This window comes from Burkholderia sp. LK4 (assembly GCF_001043615.1).
Taxonomy (GTDB): Bacteria; Pseudomonadota; Gammaproteobacteria; order Burkholderiales; family Burkholderiaceae; genus Burkholderia; species Burkholderia cepacia.
The window spans coordinates 49,940-69,468 of record NZ_LDUL01000008.1; the positions used below are offsets into that span (position 1 = coordinate 49,940).

Below are 19,529 nucleotides of genomic sequence, written 5' to 3' on the forward strand. Positions count from 1 at the left end.
TATTTGATAATGAGAATGATTATCAAATACGGGGGCGTGAATGCGGAACGAGGTGCTGGAACCTGGGAGATCGATGACGAAGGGCGCGCGCGTCGCCCGTCTGGGGCGAGGGCGCTGGCGCCCGTCGCTGTATCTCGGCCTGCTGATCGCCGCACATCCGGCGGCGGCGTTCGCCGATGCGGCGCCGGCGGCCGGCGCGGAAGTCCGGAAGGAGGAAACGACCGCCGTGAAGCCTGCCGCGGGCGAGCTGAAGGCGATTTCCGTGACCGCGTCGCGCGGCGTGGCCGACGATCCGGCCGTGGCGACGGTCGGCAAGATGCCGCTCGCGTTGCGGGAGATTCCGCAGTCGGTCAGCGTGACGACGCGCGAACGGATCGACCAGCAGAACCTGTATTCGCTCGACGAGGTGATGCAGCAATCGGCGGGCGTGACCGTGCAGCCATACGTGCTGCTCACCACCGCGTATTTCGTGCGCGGCTTCAAGGTCGATTCGTTCGAATTCGACGGCGTGCCGGTGGTGATCGGCGACATGGCGAGCGCGCCGCAGGACATCTCCGTGTACGAGCGCGTGGAGATCCTGCGCGGCGCGAACGGCCTGCTGCACGGCTCGGGCAACCCGGCCGCGACGGTCAACCTCGTGCGCAAGCGGCCGCAGTACCAGTTCTCCGCGAACGCGAGCGTGAGCGTCGGCAGCTGGGACCGCTACCGCGCGGAAGCCGACATCGGCGGCCCGCTCAATGCGGCCGGCACCGTGCGCAGCCGGCTCGTCGCCGCATACGAGGATCGTCATTTCTTCTACGACCACGCGAAACAGGACACGCGCTCGATCTACGGCATCACGGAAGTCGACGTGACGCGCGACACGCTGCTCACGTTCGGCGCCCAATACCAGACGACGCGCTCGGTGCCAGACATGTCCGGCGTGCCGATGGCGCGCGACGGGTCGAGCCTCGGCCTGTCGCGCTCGACGTTCCTCGACACGGCGTGGGGCCACTTCGACTGGGACACGACGCGCGCGTTCGCGTCGGTCGAGCAGAAGCTCGGTGCCGGCTGGAAGGCGAAGGTCAGCGGCGAATACCAGAGCGTGCGTTCCGACCTGAAATACGCGGGCTCGTACGGCGCGATCGATCCGTCGACCGGTGCGGGCGGCGCACTGACGGGCGGCGCGTACCAGTTCAGCAGCTACAGCCGCAGCATCGATGCGAACGTGCAGGGGCCGGTGCATGCGTTCGGGCTGACGCACGACCTGCTGTTCGGCGTGACCTACGCTAACAGCAGCAGCGGGCAGATGTCGGCGCAGCTGCTCGGCAACGTGGCCGGCACGCCGGTGAACGTCTACCGCTGGAACCCGAGCAGCGTGCCCGAGCCGGGCGTCGGCCCGTACCAGCAGTCGCAGCAGAACGACGTGTCGCAGAAGGGCGTGTACGGGCTCGGCCGCATCAAGCTCGCGGAACCCGTCACGCTCGTGCTCGGCGGCCGGATGAGCTGGTGGAACCAGGACAGCCTCGGCGCGCACTACAACACCGGCCACCAGTTCACGCCGTACGGCGGGCTGATCTGGGATTTCGCGCGCGACTGGTCGTGGTACGCGAGTTATGCGGAAGTGTTTCAGCCGCAAACCAAGTCGATGTGGGGCGGCGGCATCCTGACGCCGGTGAAGGGGCGCACCTACGAGACGGGCGTGAAGGGCGAACTGGCGGGCGGCAAGCTGAACGTGTCGCTCGCGGCGTTCCGCATCGATCTCGACAACAATCCGCAGGTCGATCTCGCGCATCCGTGCGCGGGGCCGAACTGCTACTACGTGAACGGCGGCAGCGTGCGCAGCCAGGGCTTCGAGTTCGAGGCGAACGGCCGCATCACGCCGTGGTGGAGCGTGTGGGCGAGCTATACGTACGACACGATGCGCTATGCGGACAACCTCGCGAACGCGGGCACGTTCGCGCCGCTGCTGAACCCGCGCCACCTGTTCCGGCTGTGGACCAACTACGACCTGCCGTGGCAGGAACGGCGCTGGAGCGTCGGCGGCGGCGTGCAGGTGCAGAGCAATTACTCGGCGCAGGCGAACGGTGTCACGATGAGCCAGGGCGGCTACGCGCTCGCCAGCGTGCGGCTCGGCTATCGCTACGACAAGCACTGGAGCGCGGCCGTCAACGTCAACAACCTGTTCGACCGCAAGTACTACCTGAGCCTGAGCCAGCCGGGCTGGAACAACCGCTACGGGGAACCGCGCAACGTGATGCTGACCGTGCGCGGGCAGTTCTGATGGCGGGCGGCTGGGGGACGCGGGCGGCGCTCGCGATCGCAGGCGTGCTGCCGGGCGCGGTCGCGCTGGCGGTCACGCTGGCCCGTCATTACCCGGCCGACGGCCTGAACCGGCTCTACGCGGCGGTGCTGCTGTCGCTGGCCGCCGGTGTCGCCGCGCTGCTGTGGGTGCTCGTCGCGCCCGGGCGGCGGCAGGCCGCGTGGCGCACCTGCCTGTGGCTCGCGGTGCTCGTGCCGTGCGCGATGTTCTGGGGAGGGCGCTGACATGGACGCTTCATCGCGTTCGCGCTGGCGCGCGCTGCATCGCGGCGCCGGTGCGCTGTTCGGCGTGGTGCTGTTCGTCGTGCTGTTCAGCGGCACGTGGAGTCTCGCGACCGATTCGATGCAGGGCTGGTGGCGGCCGCCGCCGGTCGCCGTTGCGCGACCGGCGTTGCCGCTCGATGCGCTCGTCGCGCGCGCGGCGGCGCTCGGCGTGCCGTTGCGCGATGCACGCATCGTGCTGCCGCAACCGGACGATCCGGCGATCCGTTTCTGCGACGCGCGCCAGGCCTGCACGCTGGCGCTCGACCCGGCGACGGGCGAGCGGCTGGCCGACGGCGGACGCGCGGCGTTGCTCGTCACGCTGCACAAGACGCTGTTCGCGGGCTTTCCCGGGCGGATCTTCGTCAGCCTGTGGGGGATCGTGCTGCTCGTGCTCATCGTAGCGGGCCTGGTCGTGCATCACCGGCGCTGGCCCGCCGCGGCGCGCATCCGGCGCGGCAGCGGGCTGCGCGCCGCGCTGTTCGACCTGCACGCGTGGATCGGCCTGTGGGGCGCGCCGTGGCTCGTGCTGTTCGCGTTCACCGGCGCGTTGTCGGGGCTGGGCGCGCTCGGCACGGTGTCGCTTGCGGGCGTCGCGTATCCGGGGCAACCGCAGCGCCCGTTCGCCGAGCTGCTCGGCGGGCCGCCGCCGACTGCCGCCGGCGGCGCGTGGCAACGCGCGCCCGATCTCGAGGCGCTGCTGCGGCGCGATGCGGCGCGCACGCCGTATTTCCGGCGCGAAGCCGTCGTGCTGCATCGGTGGGGCGACGTGAACGCGCGTGTCGAGATTGCCGGGACGACCGCCGGCCTGCCGAGCACGGCGGTGTTCGAGCGCCACCTGTATCGCGCGGTGGACGGGCAATGGCTTGCGGACGCCACGTCGCGCGGCCGAGGCTTCTGGTTGCGCGCGTTCATCGCGGTGCAGCCGCTGCATTTCGCGCAATACGGCTGGGTCGGTGCGATGGGCGGCGTGCTGCGCGTGCTGCATTTCCTGATGGGACTCGCGGCGTGCGCGCTCTGCGCGACGGGGCTGCATCTGTGGATCGAGCGGCGGCGGGCGCAGCACGACCGCTCGGCGAACGTGCTGGCCGCGGTCGCCGTCGGCACCTGCGGCGGGCTGGTCCTCGCCGGCGGCGTCCTGCTGCTCGCGGGGCGTGCGTTGCCCGCCGGCGTGCACGTCGACCATGTGCTCGCGATGCTGTTCTGGGCCGTGTGGGGCGGTGCACTCGCGCTCGCGGCCTGCGTGGCCGATCGCGCGGCCTGGCTGCGCACGCTGATGCGTGCGGCCGGCGCCGCTTACGGACTGGCCGGGGCGACGCATTGCGCGATCGCGCTGCTCGGCGCGGGCGAACCCGTGTACTGGCCGATCGACGCGGCCCTCGTCGCGTTCGGCGCATTGCTGCTGCGTGCCGCGCGCCGTCCGCGCCGCGATGCGATGCAGCGCGCGCGCGTGCCGGCCGGTGCCGAACCTTTTTAATTTCATGCAACTGGAGACTTCGATGCGCGATCTGCTCGAACATCGCCGCCTGGTCATCACGATCACGCTGCTTTACCTGTCACAGGGAATCCCGATCGGCATCGCGATGGATGCGATGCCGACCCTGCTGCGCCACGACGGCGCACCGCTTCATGCACTGGCGTTCCTGCCGCTCGTCGGTTTGCCGTGGGTCGTGAAGTTCCTGTGGGCGCCTGTCGTCGACAACCGCTGGTCGCCGCGCATCGGCCGGCGGCGCAGCTGGATGCTGCCGATGCAGACGCTCGTGGTGCTCTGCCTCGGCAGCCTCGCGCAGATCGGGATGACCGTCGCGACGGCCGGATGGGCGGTCGGCCTGCTGGCCGTCGCGTCGCTTGCGAGCGCGACCCAGGACATCGCGAACGACGGGATGGCCGCCGAGCACTTCAGCGGCGACACGCTCGCGAAGATCAACGCGATCCAGATCGCGGGCGTGATGATCGGCTTCTTCGGCGGCGGCGCCGGCACGTTGACGCTGATCGGCCTGTTCGGCCAGCGGGCCGCGTTTCTCGCGCTGGCGGCCGTGCCGCTCGCGAGCCTGGTCTGCGTGCTGTGGGTGTTGCCGCGCGATGCGGATCGTGCGCGCGCGAAGCCCGAGCATGATGCGAGCCTCGTCCGTTTCGCGAAGCGGCCGCGCTCGTGGTCGCTGCTGTCGCTTGCGCTGCTGTCGGCGATGACGGCCGTATCGGGCTTCGGCCTGTCGAAGCTGTTCCTCAACGACGCGGGCTGGACGCTCGACGCGATCGGCAAGCTCGGCATGGCCGGCGGCATCGTGACGGTCGTGCTCGGTTGCGGCGGCGGTGCGTGGCTCGTGAGGCGGCTCGGGTTGTGGCGCGCGTTTACGGCCGGCGTGAGCTGTGCGGGCGCGGCCGCGCTGCTATGGTTCGCGCAGGCGGGCGGGTGGCTGCCGGTGTCGCCGTCGTGGGCATGGCTGTGCACGGTACTCGGTTCGCTGGCGACCGGGATCACGTCGGTGTCGATCATGACGGCCGGCATGCGCTTTGCGGGTGGCAGCGACCAGGCCGGCACCGACGTGACGGCCGTGCAGAGCACGCGCGACCTCGGCGAGCTGATCGCGTCGTCGACGATTTTGTCGCTCACCGCGAAAGTCGGTTATACGGGCGGGTTTCTCACGGGCGCCGCGCTGGCGGTGCTCGCGGCGCTGATCGCGATGCGGCTGAAGCGGCGCGAGTCGGCGTATGCGGTGAAGGGGGATGATGTGCTGGCGTCTTGATCGGCGCGCGGCTGGCCTGATGCGTCGCGCGCTTGAAGCTCGCGACGAATGACCGGATCGCGCGGGGCGTTCACTGCACTCACTGCGCCCATTACGTCTGCTACACCCATTACGCCCGTGCCAGCCGGCGCGCCGCCAGCAGCCCGAGCGCGAGCAGCACCGCGACGTAAGCGGCGACGCCCGTCCACGCGCCGTGTTGCCAGAACGTGCCGCCGATCGACCCGAGCACGCTCGACCCGAGATAGTACGCAAGCAGGTACAGCGACGCGGCGTGCCCCTTCGCGGCCCCCGCGAGGTAGCCCACCCAGCCGCTCGCGACCGAGTGGGCAATGAAGAAGCCGATCGTCACGAGCACGATGCCGACGACGATCGCGACGAGCGAATGCGACAGCGTCAGCGCGAGGCCCGCCGCGAACACGAGCACGCCGCTGACGAGCACCGGTGCGCGGCCGAGGCGGTCGGCGAGCGCGCCTGCGCTCGATGACGACACCATCCCGAACAGGTAGGCGCCGAAGATCAGCCCGCACGCGGTCGCACTCAGGTTGAACGGGGCCGCGGTGAGCCGGAACCCCGCGTAGTTGTAGATCGTCACGAATGCGCCCATCACGAGGAAGCCGATCGCGAACACGAACGGGAGCCGCGCGTGACGCAGTTGCTCGCCCCACAGCCGGACGTGATGGCGCAGCGTCAGGTCGGTGCGCTTCACGAAGCGCCGCGACGGCGGCAGCAGCATCACGAACGCGGCCGCCGCGACGAGATCGACGACGCCGATCGTCAGCATCGCCGTGCGCCACGAGAAGTGCTCTTCCAGCATGCTCATGCCGATCCGTCCGACCATGCCGCCGAACGCGGTCCCGCCGACATAGAGCCCCATCGAGAAACCGAGCCCTTCCGACGCGATTTCCTCGGCGAGATACGCCATCGCGACTGCCGGGACGCCGCCCAGCGCGAAACCTTCCAGCGCGCGCCAGACCAGCAGCAGGTTCCAGTCGGGCGACAGCGCGGCGAGCACGTTGAACAGCGCGGCGAGCGTCATCGACGCGAACATCAGCCCGCGCCGCCCGACGCGTTCGGACAGCGCGCCGGCGCACAGAATGGAGATCGCCAGCATCCCGGTCGACAGCGACAGCGAGAGCGAACTCGAGGCCGCGCCGAGCCCGAACTCGCGTGCGAACGCGGGAAGCAGCGGCTGGACGCAGTACAGCAGCGAGAACGTGGAAAAACCGGCAAGGAAGAGCGCGAGAGCGATGCGCTTGTACGCGGCCGAGCGCGGGGAAACGCCGGCGGGCAGCGCATCGGGCGTGGCCTGTTGCGTGCCGGGCAGCGCACGGGAAAGCGAAGGGGAGGACATGACTGCGCTCGATGTGCGAAGGAATGCCTGAATTCTTGCGCACGGTCATGTATATGTCCAATATATGAAAGTAACCGCAGCGATATGTTTAACCACTGGCTGGTAAGTCAACCCGGCACACCGTGAGAGCACGTACGAATGGAACTCCGGCATCTCCGTTATTTTCTGGCCGTGGCGGCCGCGTCGAATTTCACCAAGGCGGCAGAGGCGCTCGGCATCGGGCAGCCGCCGTTGAGCCAGCAGATCAAGGCGCTCGAAAGCGAACTCGATGTGGAACTGTTCAGGCGGACCGCGCGCGGCGCCGAGCTGACGCTGGCGGGCGAGGTCTTCGCGCAGGAAGCGCGCCGCGTGCTCGACGCCGCCGAGCGTGCGGTGCGCGCGGCAAGGCGGGCCGCGCGCGGGGAAACCGGGCATCTGCGCGTGGGTTTCACCGGGACGGCGGCGTTCAATTCGAAAGTGTCGGACCTGATCCGGCGCTTTCGGGAAGCGTTTCCGGATGCCGAGCTGACGTTGCAGGAGGCCGCGTCGCGGATGCTGCTGGAGGCGCTGGAGGCCGGGCACCTCGACGTCGCGATCGTGCGGCCGGCACGCCGGGCCGCCGCGACGTTGCGGTTACTCGACTGGGACGACGAACCGATGTTCGTCGCGTTGCCCGTTGCGCACCGGCTGGCGCAGCGGCGGCGGATCGATCTCGTGGAACTGGCGGACGAGTCGTTCGTGCAGGTGCCGAGGGAGGCCGGCGGCGCGCTGTTCGACCATATCGTCGCCGCGTGCAATGCCGCCGGGTTCGAGCCGCGCATGGCGCAGCCCGCGCCGCAAATGGCGTCCGCGGTGACGCTGGTCGCGGCCGGGCTCGGCGTGTCGGTCGTGCCGAAGGCGATTACGCAGGTGCAGGTTGCCGGAGTCGTTTATCGGCCGTTGGCGGGGGATGCGTTGCGGGCACGGCTCGCCATTGCGTCACGATGCGATGAATCGTCGGCGGTGGTCCGGAATTTCCTGTTGCTGGCGGGAGAGGATGGGGCGGTGTGAGGGCGGCGGAAACAAAAACCGCGTAGCGATGTGGCGTCGTGTTTTTCGAGCATGCTGGAAGCGCGATGATGTCGTATTCGACGGGCCGTTGGTCTTCGCATTTGAATGACTTCAATATCGATGAAGACGTATTTTTGCTAATTGTTGCGCGCTGCGGTCTGCAATCTGTCGATGTTGATCGCGAGATGAAAATAAAGGATGGATTCCGGAATTTGCAATCGATGATCGTCGTGACCGGTTGTGAAGCTTATCGATGAGGGATTCACTATTCATTCGCTACGCCTGGCAGAAGCGGGTTGCCTGCTTGCACATACATCACCAGCCCCTATGATGCCCCCGAGGGTGCCGTGATCGTCTACGATACGACCGATGAATCGACTCATGGTCAGGCCGGGGTCGTACTGCCCGGACCGTTGTTCGTGCGTGATTACATCAGCCCGAATAGGGTAGAAAGGTGACGGGAGTCTGGATCAAATGAAATGGAATGCCTGGTTTTTGATTTCTGGCGCAGTGCTTTCTTGCTGGGGGGTGACGGTTCTGGCCGATCAACGCAACGCCGATCCGTTCGTCGCGTTTCAGCAGCGATTCGGCGGCAATCAGGAGTTCGTTTGCACGGCAAAGGGAGGGAAGAAACTTTCCGTCAGTGTTGGCGTGCCTCAGGCGGATGCCGATCAGATGAAGGTGGTGCCCCGTCAGGAGTGGGGCAATACCCTGTCGGTCTACCTGTCCGCTGGCGACGGGAAGCCGATTGATTCGTCATGGGGAACGCCGACATTCGATCAATCGATGAAGTTCATGTCGATACGGTTGCGGAACGGCAAGACGCTCGTTTTCGAGCGATTTCGAAATATCCCCGATCCCGATGCGGACGAAAGGCATCTCGATCGCAATCCGTACTTCAATCTGACGATCGATAGCGGCGCAAAGCTGCCTTGCAGTCAGGTCTTCAACTTGTCCTGACGCGTGGCCGGGCCGTCAGTAAAGAGTGACGCGCAGCATTCCCGACAGTGTCCGATCGAATGGACTTCAAGCTGGAAAGGGGAGCGTGCGGTTATCGATGTGGGCCATGCTCCGACAGGTCTTGTCGGCCGGCAATTGGCACATGCCGCGCCAGGCGGGCGATGAGGAAGGAATCACGACGAAAACCTCGTTGCGAGGCGGCTGGATCGTCGGAACCTCGACGCCAGGCGGGGACTGCTGAACTCGAAACGCGGTTAAACCGCATCTGGTGCCGACGGCGAGACTCGAACTCGCACAGCTTTCGCCACTACCCCCTCAAGATAGCGTGTCTACCAATTTCACCACGTCGGCACTGCATTGCACTGCAAGGGGCGCAATTGTAGCGTCACATTTCGCGTTTGTGAAGAGGGTGTGACACGATGGGCGGATGCGCGAAAGCGATCCCGGTAGAATTCGGGCGATCGACCCGATGGCCGCCGCAACCGCAACCCGTTTTCTCCGCGTGACACATACCCTCGAACAACTGCAGGCCGGGCAACTGGCCGGCGCACGGCAACTCAAGCTCGCATGCGGGTTGACGGCATTCCCGCGCGAGATTTTCGATCTCGCCGACACGCTCGAAGTGCTCGACCTGACCGGCAATGCGCTCACCGCGCTGCCGGACGACCTGCCGCGCCTGCATCGCCTGCGCATCCTGTTCGCCTCCGGCAACCGCTTCACCGCGTTCCCCAGCGTGCTCGGCGCGTGCGAACGGCTCGACATGATCGGCTTCAAGGCGAACCGGATTCAAACGGTGCCGCGTGGATCGCTGCCGCACGCATTGCGCTGGCTGATCCTCACCGACAACGCAATCGACGAGTTGCCCGCCGATATCGGCGATTGCTCGCGCTTGCAGAAGCTGATGCTCGCCGGCAACCGGCTGCGTACGCTGCCGGCCGGGCTGGCAGCGTGCCGCGCGCTCGAACTGGTGCGCCTGTCGGCGAATCGCCTGGACGAACTGCCGGACTGGCTGCTGCGCCTGCCGCGGCTCGCGTGGCTTGCTGCCGCCGGCAATCCGTTCGGCGCGGCACCGGAAGCCGCGGCGTCGGCGGAGCCGGACATCGCCGACGTCGATTGGGCATCGCTCGCATGCGAGCAGAAGCTCGGTGAAGGCGCATCGGGCGTGATTTACCGCGCGCAATGGACGGCGGAAAACCGTGCGCCGCGCGCGGTCGCCGTCAAGCTGTTCAAGGGCGCGGTGACGAGCGACGGCCTGCCCGATTGCGAAATGGCCGCGTGCCTGCATGCCGGCCGCCACCCGAACATGATCCCGGTGATCGGCAAGGTGCGCGGGCACCCGGACGGCACGCACGGCCTCGTGATGGAACTCGTCGATCCTGCGCTGACGAATCTCGCGGGGCCGCCGAGCTTCGCGACCTGCACGCGTGACGTGTATACCGACGGCACGGAATTCGAGCCTGCCGCGGCGCTGCGAATCGCACACGGCATCGCGTCGGTCGCGGGCCATCTGCACGAACGCGGCATCATGCACGGCGACCTGTATGCGCACAACATCCTGCACGACGATGCTGGTGGCGCGTTGCTCGGCGATTTCGGCGCGGCGTCGCTCTACGACGTGAACGACCGCATGCGCGGTGCGCGGTTCGAACGCCTCGAGGTGCGTGCGTTCGGTTACCTGCTCGGCGAGTTGCTCGATCGATGCGGGCAACAGGCGTGGGCCGGCCGGCGCGCGCTCGACGCGCTGGCAGCCGCCTGTTTGAACGAGGATGTCGACGCGCGGCCGTCGTTCGTGGAGATCACCGCCGCGCTGGCTGCGCAAACACGCTGACGGGACGGCGCGGCAGGTTCGGTCTCGACAATACGAGCGCTTACGCCTGCCGCGCAGTCAGCAGCTTGATCCCGAGCCCGACGAACAGCAGCCCGCTGGCGCGCTTGAGCGCACGCACCGCGCGGCTCATGCCGAAGCCGCGATGGAACCGGCGCACGCCGGCCGAATAGACGCTGTGAACGACCACGACGGTGCACGCGATCGTCGCGTACATCACGACGAACTGCAGCGCGAGCGGGCGGTCGTGCACGATGAACTGCGGCATGAACGCCGACAGGAAGATCATCGTCTTCGGGTTGCTGCCCGACACGAACAGCGCTTCGCGGAACAGCTTCCCGCGGTCGGGTGCGGCGACCTCCGCCGCGCTGGTCGACGTGCCGGCCTTGCGCTCGCCGCGCAGTTGCCTGACACCCAGGACCATCAGGTACGCGGCGCCGGCCACCTTCATCGCGACGAACAGCGGCGGCATCGCGGCGAGCACCGCGCCGACGCCGAGTGCGACGAGCACCACGACCACGCCCTGCGCGACGAGATTGCCCGCGATCGTCGCGGCCGTGCCGTGCGTGCCGTAGCGCACCGTGTTGCGGATGACGAGCAGCACGTTGGGCCCCGGCGACAGCGTCGTGGCGAGATAGGCTGCGGCAAACAGCATCCAGGTCTGAAAGGACATGCGGCGCTCCGAGAGGCGGTTCCGGCGGGCGGGATGACGCGATGATGCCACGCCAATATATGGCCCGGCCTTGCCCGGAACCGTGCCGTCGCGGCGCGTCAGCGTGCGTCGCGCATGCAGTAGGCGGGGATCGACGGCGGCGTATCGATCGCGGCGGGCCGCGTCATCCACGCGATCCATCCGGCCCATATCCCGCAGACGATCAGCACGGCGACGTTCAGCGGCGTCCGGTAGCGGACGATCAGGTCGGCCAGCGGCAGGCGGTGTTTCATGTGCGTCTCCTTCGATCGGGGGCGGGCGGCGTTACTGGCCGGCGTAGGTCGGCGCCTTGGCGTCGCAGGTCACGGATACCGTCGAGCCGTCCGCAAAACGCAGCCGGAACGGCACCTTCGCGCCGGGCGCGACGGCCTGGCGCGGCTGCTCCAGCATCACGTGATAGCTCTTCGGCTTGAAGGTCACCGTGCCGTGCGCGGGCACTTCGACGGCGTCGACGTGAACCATCTTCGCGGTGCTGCCGTTCGTTTGCGTTTCATGCAGCATCGCCATTCCGTATGCGGGCGTGTCGAGGCCCGTCAGCGTGGCGGGCGCGTCGCCGTCGTTCTTCAGCGTGAAGTAGCCGGACGACGGCACGGTCGCCGGCATCGCACGAATCCAGCAGTTTTCTGCCTGTACGGCCGGCGCGGCGAACGTGGCGGGAGCCTGCAGCGCGAGCAGTGCGAACAGCAGGCCGGTCGGAATCGGGCGTTTCATGGTTGGTTCTCCTGATGGGTGGATGCGGCGGGTATCGGCGGCGACGCGATCGGCACGAAACGCCGATGCGCTCGCGAACGTCATTTCAGCGTGAACGCGTAGTGGCCTTGCGTGCGATGACCATCGCTGGCCACCGCGATCCACGTGACCGTGTACGTGCCGGCGGTCAGGCTGGCCAGCGCGACGTGCATGCGTTTCCGGTTGCCGGCGTCGACGGACGATTTCCCGTCGGCGACCGACTGCCCGTGGCTGTCGGTCACGGCGATCGAGCTGAAAGCGGGCTCGAGCGCTTCGCTGAAACCGATCGAGACCGCATGCGGCGCGGTTGAGAGCGCGGCGCCGGCGGCCGGTTCCTGCGTCTTCGGGAGTGCGTGTGCGTGGGCGGCCTGGATGACGACGAAGCCGAGTGCGGCGAGCGTGCCGCGAATGAAATTGGCGGTTTTCATGGTTGAGTGTGCGAGTGGCGAATCGGATGAAGCAACACGGATTCGACGGACGGATGCACGCGCACCATCGCAGCAGCACCGATGGCGGCCGACGCCGGCGCGAACGTGCACGGCCAGGCGTTTGCCCGCGGGCGAATGCGGGCGCGACGGTACGCACCGGCAGCAAGCGGCCGCACGCACGGAACGACGCCGCGCGCAATACGGTGAGACATGATCGTCCTTCGAAACGTGACACGTCGCGCATGCCGGCGGCGTGCGCGGGCCACGCGATGCGCTACGGCATCACGGGCGTTGACGACGAATCAGGACGTGAACGGAGGGGCGCGCGGTTGCGCGGCCGTGAGCGGCAGCGCGCGGCGCAGGCTTTCGAAGCGGGTCGCTTCGCGATGCTGAATGATGTGGACGTTGGCCGCGAACGTCAGTTCGGGCGCGGGCAGTGCGGGCGTATGGGCGAGCAGGCTGCAGTAGCCGCATGCCTGGAGGTGGGCCTGCAGGCTCTTCCGCGACGCATCGGCGGCGCGCTCGCCGGTGGCCGGCGCGGCCGTGCAGTAGCCGGCCAGCAGCGTATCGACGCGCTGCTGCGTCGTCAGGGCCTGCGAGATCGTCGGCGCGAGCGCCGTCATCAGGATGGCGAGCATCCCGATCAGACTGCCGATCTTCCGGAGACGACGACTCAGCATGCGATGCGCGGCGGCGTAGGGGCGACGATGGAGCGGATTATGCCACGCACGTCGAGTCGCATGTCGACACGGCGGTGCGACGTTGCGGCGCGCTACGCGTGCGTGGCCAGGTATTTCGCGATCAGCGTCATCTGCGCGGCCCAGCCCTGATCGTTCATCTCGCGTGCCTTCGCGCGGCGCGTTTCGAGCAACTGATCGAAGCCCGTTTCGGTGACCGTGAGCAGCGTGCCGCCGGCCTGCGCCGCGAGCGCGAACGTGACGAGCGTCATCGGCTCGGAGGTGTAATCGACATTCGGGTCGATCGCGAACGGATGCCAGCGAAAGGAGAACAGTTGCTTCGGTTCGACGCGATCGACGACGATTTCGAACACAGTGCCCGCATAGGGCTCTTGCGCCTTGGCGACGTCGTCGTCGACGCGGGTCGGCGTGATGCGGCCGAACAGCGGCTGGCCGGCCGCGAACGGCCCGTCGAACGAGACGCCGAACCACTGGCCGAATTCGCCGGAATTGCTGACGGCTTCCCACACGCGGTCGGGCGATGCGTCGAGCAGGGCCTGTTTCTCGATGCGATCGGTTTGCTGGGTCATGACGTTCTCCACACAGGATCAACCTTTGCCGGACGGCACGCGACCGCGGGCCGCGTCTAGTCGAGCATGACCGCGTCGGGCACGTCGAGCACGAGGTCAGAAGTCGCGACGGCCACGCACGGCAGCGTATAGCCGTCGACTTTTTCTTCGCGGCTCAGCCCCGGCCATTCGATCGTGTAGCGTACGCTGCCGCTGACGATCCGGCAAAGGCAGCTTCGGCATGTGCCGTTGCGGCACGAACGCGGCAGCGACACGCGCGCGAACGCGGCGGCTTCGAGCAGCGTGAGCGAATCGGGTGCATCGAAGGTCGCGCCGAGCGGCTCGATGCGCACGAGGGGAAGGTGTTCCGGATGGGTCATGGCGAAGGCGGGCGGCGATTCGGCGGCAACGCGCCAAGCATACCCGAACGGGCTGGCGGCCGGCGTCGGCCAGCCGCCGGCGTCAATGCCGGCGCAGGTGCCGGTACACGGTATTGCGGGCGAGGCCGAGCTCGCGCGCGGCCGCCGACACGTTGCCGCCATGCCGTGCCAGCACGGCATCGATCACCGCGGCCTGATGGTGTTGCAGCGTCGTGCCTTCGTGCGAGCCGGCCGATGCGGCCGGTGCCGCGGATGACGGCGCCGCCGGTGCGTCGTCGCAGTCGAGCCAGAAATCGTCGGGCAAATGGGTGAGCGTGATTTCGTCTTCGTCCTCGGCCAGCATGCCGGCCGTGCGCAGCACGTTGGTCATCTGGCGCAGGTTGCCGGGCCAGCGGTGGCGCGTGAACGCGTCGAGCACGTCGGCCGCGATGCGGCGCGGCATCGGTTCGCTGCGCGCGAGCCGCGCGAGAATCCGCTCGACGAGCGCAGGCAGGTCGGTGCGTGCGGCGAGCGCCGGCAGCGTGACCGCGAGCCCGTTGATCCGGTAGAACAGGTCTTCGCGGAACGTGCCTTCCGCGATCATCGCGCGCAGGTCGCGATGGGTCGCGCAGACCACGCGCACGTCGACCGGCACCGCGCGCGCGCCGCCGAGCGGCATCACCGCGCGTTCCTGCAGCACGCGCATCAGCCGGACCTGCTGCGCGAGCGGCATGTCGCCGATTTCGTCGAGAAACAGCGTGCCGCCATCGGCCTGCACGATCTTGCCGGGGCTGCCGCGCTTGCGCGCGCCGGTGAACGCGCCGTCTTCGTAGCCGAACAGCTCGGCCTCGATCAGCGAATCGGGCAGCGCCGCGCAGTTGACCGCGACGAACGGGCCGTCCGCGCGAGGCGATGCCTGGTGCAGTGCGCGGGCGAGCCATTCCTTGCCGGTGCCGGTCTGGCCGAGGATCAACAGCGGCAGGTCGCGCCCGCGGATCTTCGCGACGCGTTCGAGCACGGCGGCCATGCGTGCGTCGCCCGTGTCGAGCGTCGCGAACGTGATCGCATCGGGGTCCGGTGTGCGCACGCGTGCGGCGGGCGCGGGCGGCGTGACGGCGACGGCGGTCTTGTGCGCTTCCGCGAATTCGCAGCGCGCCAGCACGCGTACCCCGGTCGACAGCGTGAGGCGGAACATTGCGCCGGGTGCACGTGCCGCCTGCTGCGCGAGCTGGCTGAAGCGCATGCCGAACAGCGCGTCGCTGGCCTGATGTTGCAGTGCGTCGAACGACGCGCCGAGCTGGAATTGTGCGCTGCGGTTCGCGGCGATCAGGCCCCCGTCGGGGCCGAAGGCGACGAGCCCGGCGAACAGTGAATCGACGCATTCCTCGTGCGCATGAAAGCGCAGCCGCAGGGCTTCCGCGCACTGGTTCGCGAACAGGTGGTTCTCGATCAGTTGCGCGGACATCCGCACGAGCGCGAGCGTGTGCGGGCTCGAGCCGCGCGGATCGCCGCTGACGTCGAGCGTGCCGAGCGTGCGGCCGAACGGGTCGAAGATCGGCGCGCATGAGCAGGTGAGGATGTGGTTGGCGCGCAGGAAGTGTTCGTCGCCGTGCACGGCGACGGCCTGGCCCGATGCGAGCGCGGTGCCGATCGCGTTGGTGCCGCGTGCGCCTTCCGCCCACGAAACGCCCGTGCACAGCGCGACGCGGTTGGCTTTTTCGATGAAGTCCGCGTCGCCGATGCTGTGCAGGATGACGCCGTCCGCGTCGGTCAGCAGCACGAGGCTTTGCGTGTCGGCGATTTGCGCGTGGAGGTTCTCCATTACCGGGCGGGCGTGCGAGAACAGCGCGTGATTCGTGTCGAGCAGTTCGCGCAGCGCGAGGCGCGACAGCGGCGAGAAATCGGGGCGTTCGTGCGCGCGCAGGCCGACCGCGGTCGAACGCGCATGCGCCTGCGCGAGCAGGTCGGTGCGACCCGCGGTGGCGGGCAGCACGAAAGGTTGCGGCATGACTTGTCTCCTGTCGACCAGAGTTAGCGCTTTAGCGCTTACTCTGGTCCCATGCTTCGCGGTCGACCAGAGTTGGCGCTTTAGCGCTTGCTCGGGTCCCATGCTTCGCGGTCGACCAGAGTTGGCGCTTTAGCGCTTGCTCGGGTCCCATGCTTCGCGGTCGACCAGAGTTGGCGCTTTAGCGCTTGCTCGGGTCCCATGCTTCGCGGTCGACCCGAGTTCGCGTTTTAGCGCCACCCAAGCCCCACGCTCCTCGAATCCGGCCGATCCGGCACACACGTGCTCGCCGGATTTCTCTACCGGTTCCCGCCTGCGCGTGCGGCGCACCATCGACGCGCGAACGCCGGCCATCCGGGCACACAACATCATACAAGCGCCGCGTGCGATGTGCGACCGCGTACAAAATCCACTTGCTTTTAAATACCCGCCTGCAATGATGGAAACGGAGCACGCACGCGCCGTGTTCCGCATTGCAACATGCATGCGACGCGACATGCATCCGTTCGGGAGACGCATCATGGTTCGGACGGAACTGAGAGTCGTGCTGGCGGCCATCGCCACATTCATCATGCTGGGCGGCATTGCCGTGGCGATCCACGGGCTGCTGTTCGATCTGACCGATGCGGTGCGATACGGGGCGGCCGCGATTGCGGTCGGCGCCACGACGGCCGCAATCGCGCTCAACGTCTGGCCCAACGATCCTCACTGACGCCGGTCTCCGAAACGGTGCCGGATGCCGCGCTGATCAGATGAAATGCGCGTCGGAACGACGCACGCCGTAAATTTTGTCTCCCGCGCGAAACCGTCTAAAGTGGAAAGCAACCGGCATGCATTACCCGCGCCATTACCCGTGGGCCGTGCCCCCGCCGGCGAGCCCGCGTACATTTCGTCCGGCCGGTGGCGGACGACGGACGCGGTCATTCGTTTTCTACCGGTCGAGGCGGGTCCCATGCAAATCCATTTCACGAACGAGAAGCCCGAGTATTCGGGGCGCGACCTGATGCTTGCGTTCACGGCGTTGGTGAATGGCGAGCGCGTTCAATGTCAGATCACCGCCGAGGCACTGGAAGACCACTTCGGTGCGGCTTCGCCGCGCTTCGAGGACATGGTCGGTGCATTCGACCAGCACCGCGACCGTATCGAGGCGGCTGCACGGCGCCTGCTGTCGGAGACGCGCGCGCAATGCGTGACGCTGCGCAGCGGCTACGTCCGCTTCTACGAGGCCAACTGGCGCTGACGACACGACGCCCGTCTTGCTGCGCGCGTCGCTGAACGCCGCGCACGCGAAGACGTTGCCTTTCATGCGATGCCGTTCGGCGTGCCCGGGCGGCATTTTCGTATGCGGGGCGCACCGGATTGCTGCCGCGCCCGGCCGGCTGCTGGTGTGCCGGCACGACCCGGCGTATCGATTCGTCAGGATCGCAGAGAAAATCATTCGAATCAGGCGTTGAAGCTAGATCCGGCGAACCGGCTGGCGCTCGAGGCAACGGGCATCGCGGCGATCCGCGGCAACCGGCCCGATGCGGCGGTCGGGATCTTCGAGGGCATGAACCGCGTATCCCGACGACGCACACGTGAACGTGATCGCCAACCTGGCGGTCGTCTATCGCCGCACCGGGCGGATCGATGACGCGATGCAGTTGTACCGCCGCGTCAAGACGCTGAATCCGCCGCTGGCGCAGCGGCTGTACGACGAGGAACTCGAGGGCGTCGCGACGCCGTGATGCGCGCGGGCGGGCCTGCGCGGCCCGCCCAACGAAAACGCCACCCGAAGGTGGCGTTCGTTCGTCGAGCATCGCGCCGAAGTGCGACCGTCACTCGCTGCCGAGATAGAAGAAGCGGAACAGGAACACGGCCGCGATGATCCACACGATCGGCTTGACCGAGCGGGCCTGGCCCGTCAGCAGCTTCAGGCCGCCGTAAGCGATGAAACCGAACGCGACGCCGTTCGCGATCGAGTACGTGAACGGCATCAGCAGCGCGGTGAGCGCGGCCGGCACGGCTTCCGTTGCATCGTCCCACGGCACCTCGACCATTTCGCGCAGCATCAGGCACGACACGTACAGCAGTGCCGGTGCCGTCGCATACGCCGGCACGACGCCGGCGAGCGGCGCGATGAACAGGCACGCGAGGAACAGCACCGCGACGGTGATGGCCGTCACGCCCGTGCGGCCGCCGGCCTGCACACCCGATGCGCTTTCGATATACGCGGTGGTCGACGACGTGCCGAGCACCGAGCCCGCGACGATCGCCGTGCTGTCGGCGAGCAGCGCCTTGTTCAGGCGGTTCATCTTGCCTTCGACGAGCAGGCCCGCGCGGTTCGCGACGCCCATCAGCGTGCCGGTCGCGTCGAACAGCTCGACGAGGAAGAACACGAGGATCACGTTGATGATGCCGGTCGACAGCGCGGCGCCGATGTCGAGCTTGAACAGCGTCGCATCGATCGACGGCGGCGCGGAGAACACGCCGTGGAACTGGTTGCCGCCGAAGAAGAACGACAGGATCGTCACGCCGATGATGCCGATCAGGATCGCGCCGCGCACGCGCAGGTGGTCGAGCGTGACGATCGTGAAGAAGCCGATGATCGCGAGGATCGTCGTCGGCTTGTGCAGGTCGCCGAGCGTGACGAGCGTGGCCGGGTTGCCGACGATCACGCCCGACGTCTTCAGCGAGATGATGCCGAGGAACAGGCCGATACCCGCGGTGATCGAGATCCGCAGCGATTTCGGAATGCCGTTGACGATCGCCTCGCGCACGCGGAACAGCGTGACGAGCAGGAACAGGCAGCCGGAGATGAACACCGCGCCCAGCGCGGCCTGCCACGTGAAGCCCATCCCCTTGACGACCGTGTACGCGAAATACGCGTTCAGGCCCATGCCGGGCGCGCATGCGATCGGGTAGTTCGCGTACAGCCCCATGATGATCGATGCCAGCGCCGCGACGAGGCAGGTCGCGACGAACACGGATTCCTTCGGCATGCCGGCGTCGCCGAGGATCGCGGGGTTGACGAAGATGATGTAGGCCATCGTCAGGAACGTGGTGACGCCCGCGAGTATTTCGGTGCGGAAGTCGGTGCCGGCTTCAGCGAAGCCGAAATACCGCTTGATGGATTCCATGAAGGCGTTTCTCCGGTCGGGTTGTCGTGTTGCTTGTTGTGCCGAATTGTTGTACAGGCAGCGGACGGCCGGCTTAATGTAACCAGCCACTATTGCCCGGCTATCGGCGGATTGTAATAGCGCGGATAGCTCGGACGATATAGTTGGAGGGCACGATCGCAAGATCGGTCGGCTGCCCGCGCGCGAACGGTCTGGCAGCCCGGCCGCGCGGCGAAGGCGCGCATTTTACCGGTTCGGGTGGAACGAACCGGAAGAAATGGCGGAAACGGGAGCAAGGCAAGGAAGCAACACCAGCGAACGGAGCCGGCCGATGCGTGCGCAACAACGTGCGCAACAACGAGATAACCGAGTGCAAGCCGGACGTGCAGGCGGACGCACAAAGCGGCGCGCGGTGTGGTGCGCGTGGCGGGTGCGGGATGACATCCGGCTGAAACGGATCGCCCGCATGCTGCACGAA

General features: G+C 67.6%; 21 protein-coding genes and 1 tRNA gene. 11 read left to right on the forward strand and 11 right to left on the reverse strand.

The window, feature by feature from the left end; translation table 11 throughout:
• Window positions 1-139 precede the first annotated feature (139 nt).
• From VK92_RS03840 to VK92_RS03855, 4 genes are read left to right on the forward strand one after another with little or no spacing between them, the layout of a single operon-like run.
• Window positions 140-2,263 (forward strand): TonB-dependent siderophore receptor, encoded by a 2,124-nt coding sequence (locus tag VK92_RS03840; protein ID WP_196799039.1) that lies wholly within the window; start codon window positions 140-142, stop codon window positions 2,261-2,263.
• Window positions 2,263-2,526: a hypothetical protein gene (locus VK92_RS03845; RefSeq protein ID WP_048024768.1), complete on the forward strand. Its 264-nt coding sequence runs from the start codon at window positions 2,263-2,265 to the stop codon at window positions 2,524-2,526. Before VK92_RS03840 ends, VK92_RS03845 begins: the two co-directional genes overlap by 1 nt.
• A gap of 1 nt (window position 2,527) precedes the next feature.
• Window positions 2,528-4,039 carry a PepSY-associated TM helix domain-containing protein gene (locus tag VK92_RS03850; RefSeq protein WP_048024767.1) on the forward strand — a complete coding sequence of 504 codons (1,512 nt, stop codon included), beginning with the start codon at window positions 2,528-2,530 and terminating at the stop codon, window positions 4,037-4,039.
• Between the two features lie 22 nt (window positions 4,040-4,061).
• Complete coding sequence (locus VK92_RS03855) at window positions 4,062-5,309, forward strand: MFS transporter (protein WP_048024808.1); 1,248 nt, start codon at window positions 4,062-4,064, stop codon at window positions 5,307-5,309.
• Window positions 5,310-5,418: 109 nt separating this feature from the next.
• Here the strand turns inward: VK92_RS03855 and VK92_RS03860 are convergent, their stop codons facing one another.
• Complete coding sequence (locus tag VK92_RS03860; RefSeq protein ID WP_048024766.1) at window positions 5,419-6,660, reverse strand: MFS transporter; 1,242 nt, start codon at window positions 6,658-6,660, stop codon at window positions 5,419-5,421.
• Window positions 6,661-6,798: 138 nt separating this feature from the next.
• Between VK92_RS03860 and VK92_RS03865 the strand changes: the two genes are divergently transcribed.
• The 3 genes from VK92_RS03865 to VK92_RS03870 all read left to right on the forward strand — a co-directional run bounded on the left by VK92_RS03865 (window position 6,799) and on the right by VK92_RS03870 (window position 8,649).
• Window positions 6,799-7,689, forward strand: a complete 891-nt coding sequence (locus tag VK92_RS03865) for a LysR substrate-binding domain-containing protein (RefSeq protein WP_048024765.1) — start codon at window positions 6,799-6,801, stop codon at window positions 7,687-7,689.
• A gap of 38 nt (window positions 7,690-7,727) precedes the next feature.
• On the forward strand, window positions 7,728-7,946 hold the full coding sequence (locus VK92_RS41505) for a hypothetical protein (protein WP_131723267.1): 219 nt from the start codon (window positions 7,728-7,730) through the stop codon (window positions 7,944-7,946).
• 217 nt (window positions 7,947-8,163) lie between these two features.
• Window positions 8,164-8,649 (forward strand): hypothetical protein, encoded by a 486-nt coding sequence (locus VK92_RS03870; protein ID WP_131723266.1) that lies wholly within the window; start codon window positions 8,164-8,166, stop codon window positions 8,647-8,649.
• Window positions 8,650-8,915: 266 nt separating this feature from the next.
• On the opposite strand, the gene VK92_RS03875 is transcribed toward VK92_RS03870, so the two are convergent.
• A tRNA-Leu gene (locus VK92_RS03875) sits at window positions 8,916-9,000 on the reverse strand.
• A 151-nt stretch (window positions 9,001-9,151) separates the two neighbouring features.
• On the opposite strand from VK92_RS03875, the gene VK92_RS03880 reads away from it, so the two are divergent.
• Window positions 9,152-10,477, forward strand: coding sequence for a leucine-rich repeat-containing protein kinase family protein (locus VK92_RS03880; protein WP_048024806.1), 1,326 nt, complete (start codon window positions 9,152-9,154; stop codon window positions 10,475-10,477).
• A 40-nt stretch (window positions 10,478-10,517) separates the two neighbouring features.
• Here the strand turns inward: VK92_RS03880 and VK92_RS03885 are convergent, their stop codons facing one another.
• The 8 genes from VK92_RS03885 to VK92_RS03915 all read right to left on the reverse strand — a co-directional run bounded on the left by VK92_RS03885 (window position 10,518) and on the right by VK92_RS03915 (window position 15,956).
• Window positions 10,518-11,147 carry a LysE family translocator gene (locus VK92_RS03885; protein ID WP_048024763.1) on the reverse strand — a complete coding sequence of 210 codons (630 nt, stop codon included), beginning with the start codon at window positions 11,145-11,147 and terminating at the stop codon, window positions 10,518-10,520.
• A 98-nt stretch (window positions 11,148-11,245) separates the two neighbouring features.
• Complete coding sequence (locus VK92_RS42375; protein ID WP_021163271.1) at window positions 11,246-11,419, reverse strand: hypothetical protein; 174 nt, start codon at window positions 11,417-11,419, stop codon at window positions 11,246-11,248.
• Between the two features lie 31 nt (window positions 11,420-11,450).
• Window positions 11,451-11,897, reverse strand: coding sequence for a copper chaperone PCu(A)C (locus VK92_RS03890; RefSeq protein ID WP_048024762.1), 447 nt, complete (start codon window positions 11,895-11,897; stop codon window positions 11,451-11,453).
• Between the two features lie 80 nt (window positions 11,898-11,977).
• Entirely contained in the window at window positions 11,978-12,343 is a 366-nt protein-coding gene (locus tag VK92_RS03895; protein ID WP_048024761.1) for a copper resistance CopC family protein, read from the reverse strand.
• 302 nt (window positions 12,344-12,645) lie between these two features.
• Entirely contained in the window at window positions 12,646-13,023 is a 378-nt protein-coding gene (locus VK92_RS03900) for a DUF2946 domain-containing protein (protein WP_048024760.1), read from the reverse strand.
• Window positions 13,024-13,115: 92 nt separating this feature from the next.
• On the reverse strand, window positions 13,116-13,610 hold the full coding sequence (locus VK92_RS03905) for an SRPBCC family protein (protein ID WP_048024759.1): 495 nt from the start codon (window positions 13,608-13,610) through the stop codon (window positions 13,116-13,118).
• A gap of 56 nt (window positions 13,611-13,666) precedes the next feature.
• A complete protein-coding gene (locus VK92_RS03910) occupies window positions 13,667-13,969 on the reverse strand; it encodes a 2Fe-2S iron-sulfur cluster-binding protein (protein WP_048024758.1) in 303 nt (100 codons plus the stop codon).
• 82 nt (window positions 13,970-14,051) lie between these two features.
• Complete coding sequence (locus VK92_RS03915) at window positions 14,052-15,956, reverse strand: sigma-54-dependent Fis family transcriptional regulator (protein WP_048024757.1); 1,905 nt, start codon at window positions 15,954-15,956, stop codon at window positions 14,052-14,054.
• Between the two features lie 517 nt (window positions 15,957-16,473).
• On the opposite strand from VK92_RS03915, the gene VK92_RS03920 reads away from it, so the two are divergent.
• The 3 genes from VK92_RS03920 (at window position 16,474) to VK92_RS42780 (ending at window position 17,680) form a co-directional block, all read left to right on the forward strand.
• Complete coding sequence (locus VK92_RS03920; RefSeq protein WP_011354307.1) at window positions 16,474-16,665, forward strand: DUF2964 family protein; 192 nt, start codon at window positions 16,474-16,476, stop codon at window positions 16,663-16,665.
• 240 nt (window positions 16,666-16,905) lie between these two features.
• Window positions 16,906-17,193, forward strand: a complete 288-nt coding sequence (locus tag VK92_RS03925; protein ID WP_011354308.1) for a DUF1488 domain-containing protein — start codon at window positions 16,906-16,908, stop codon at window positions 17,191-17,193.
• 337 nt (window positions 17,194-17,530) lie between these two features.
• Complete coding sequence (locus VK92_RS42780) at window positions 17,531-17,680, forward strand: tetratricopeptide repeat protein (RefSeq protein WP_231600652.1); 150 nt, start codon at window positions 17,531-17,533, stop codon at window positions 17,678-17,680.
• Window positions 17,681-17,770: 90 nt separating this feature from the next.
• Here VK92_RS42780 and VK92_RS03930 read toward each other — a convergent pair whose 3' ends face one another.
• Window positions 17,771-19,072, reverse strand: a complete 1,302-nt coding sequence (locus tag VK92_RS03930; RefSeq protein WP_021163282.1) for an NCS2 family permease — start codon at window positions 19,070-19,072, stop codon at window positions 17,771-17,773.
• Window positions 19,073-19,529 lie beyond the last annotated feature (457 nt).

What these genes read in the sequence shown, in the direction of transcription:
- VK92_RS03885 (WP_048024763.1), bottom strand. Translation starts at nt 11,147, where the DNA reads ATGTCCTTTCAGACCTGGATGCTGTTTGCCGCAGCCTATCTCGCCACG.
- VK92_RS03890 (WP_048024762.1), bottom strand. Translation starts at nt 11,897, where the DNA reads ATGAAACGCCCGATTCCGACCGGCCTGCTGTTCGCACTGCTCGCGCTG.
- VK92_RS03930 (WP_021163282.1), bottom strand. Translation starts at nt 19,072, where the DNA reads ATGGAATCCATCAAGCGGTATTTCGGCTTCGCTGAAGCCGGCACCGAC.
- VK92_RS03865 (WP_048024765.1), top strand. Translation starts at nt 6,799, where the DNA reads ATGGAACTCCGGCATCTCCGTTATTTTCTGGCCGTGGCGGCCGCGTCG.
- VK92_RS03905 (WP_048024759.1), bottom strand. Translation starts at nt 13,610, where the DNA reads ATGACCCAGCAAACCGATCGCATCGAGAAACAGGCCCTGCTCGACGCA.
- VK92_RS03870 (WP_131723266.1), top strand. Translation starts at nt 8,164, where the DNA reads ATGAAATGGAATGCCTGGTTTTTGATTTCTGGCGCAGTGCTTTCTTGC.
- VK92_RS03920 (WP_011354307.1), top strand. Translation starts at nt 16,474, where the DNA reads ATGGTTCGGACGGAACTGAGAGTCGTGCTGGCGGCCATCGCCACATTC.
- VK92_RS03860 (WP_048024766.1), bottom strand. Translation starts at nt 6,660, where the DNA reads ATGTCCTCCCCTTCGCTTTCCCGTGCGCTGCCCGGCACGCAACAGGCC.
- VK92_RS03845 (WP_048024768.1), top strand. Translation starts at nt 2,263, where the DNA reads ATGGCGGGCGGCTGGGGGACGCGGGCGGCGCTCGCGATCGCAGGCGTG.
- VK92_RS03900 (WP_048024760.1), bottom strand. Translation starts at nt 13,023, where the DNA reads ATGCTGAGTCGTCGTCTCCGGAAGATCGGCAGTCTGATCGGGATGCTC.
- VK92_RS03925 (WP_011354308.1), top strand. Translation starts at nt 16,906, where the DNA reads ATGCAAATCCATTTCACGAACGAGAAGCCCGAGTATTCGGGGCGCGAC.
- VK92_RS03915 (WP_048024757.1), bottom strand. Translation starts at nt 15,956, where the DNA reads ATGCCGCAACCTTTCGTGCTGCCCGCCACCGCGGGTCGCACCGACCTG.
- VK92_RS42375 (WP_021163271.1), bottom strand. Translation starts at nt 11,419, where the DNA reads ATGAAACACCGCCTGCCGCTGGCCGACCTGATCGTCCGCTACCGGACG.
- VK92_RS03910 (WP_048024758.1), bottom strand. Translation starts at nt 13,969, where the DNA reads ATGACCCATCCGGAACACCTTCCCCTCGTGCGCATCGAGCCGCTCGGC.
- VK92_RS03895 (WP_048024761.1), bottom strand. Translation starts at nt 12,343, where the DNA reads ATGAAAACCGCCAATTTCATTCGCGGCACGCTCGCCGCACTCGGCTTC.
- VK92_RS03850 (WP_048024767.1), top strand. Translation starts at nt 2,528, where the DNA reads ATGGACGCTTCATCGCGTTCGCGCTGGCGCGCGCTGCATCGCGGCGCC.
- VK92_RS03855 (WP_048024808.1), top strand. Translation starts at nt 4,062, where the DNA reads ATGCGCGATCTGCTCGAACATCGCCGCCTGGTCATCACGATCACGCTG.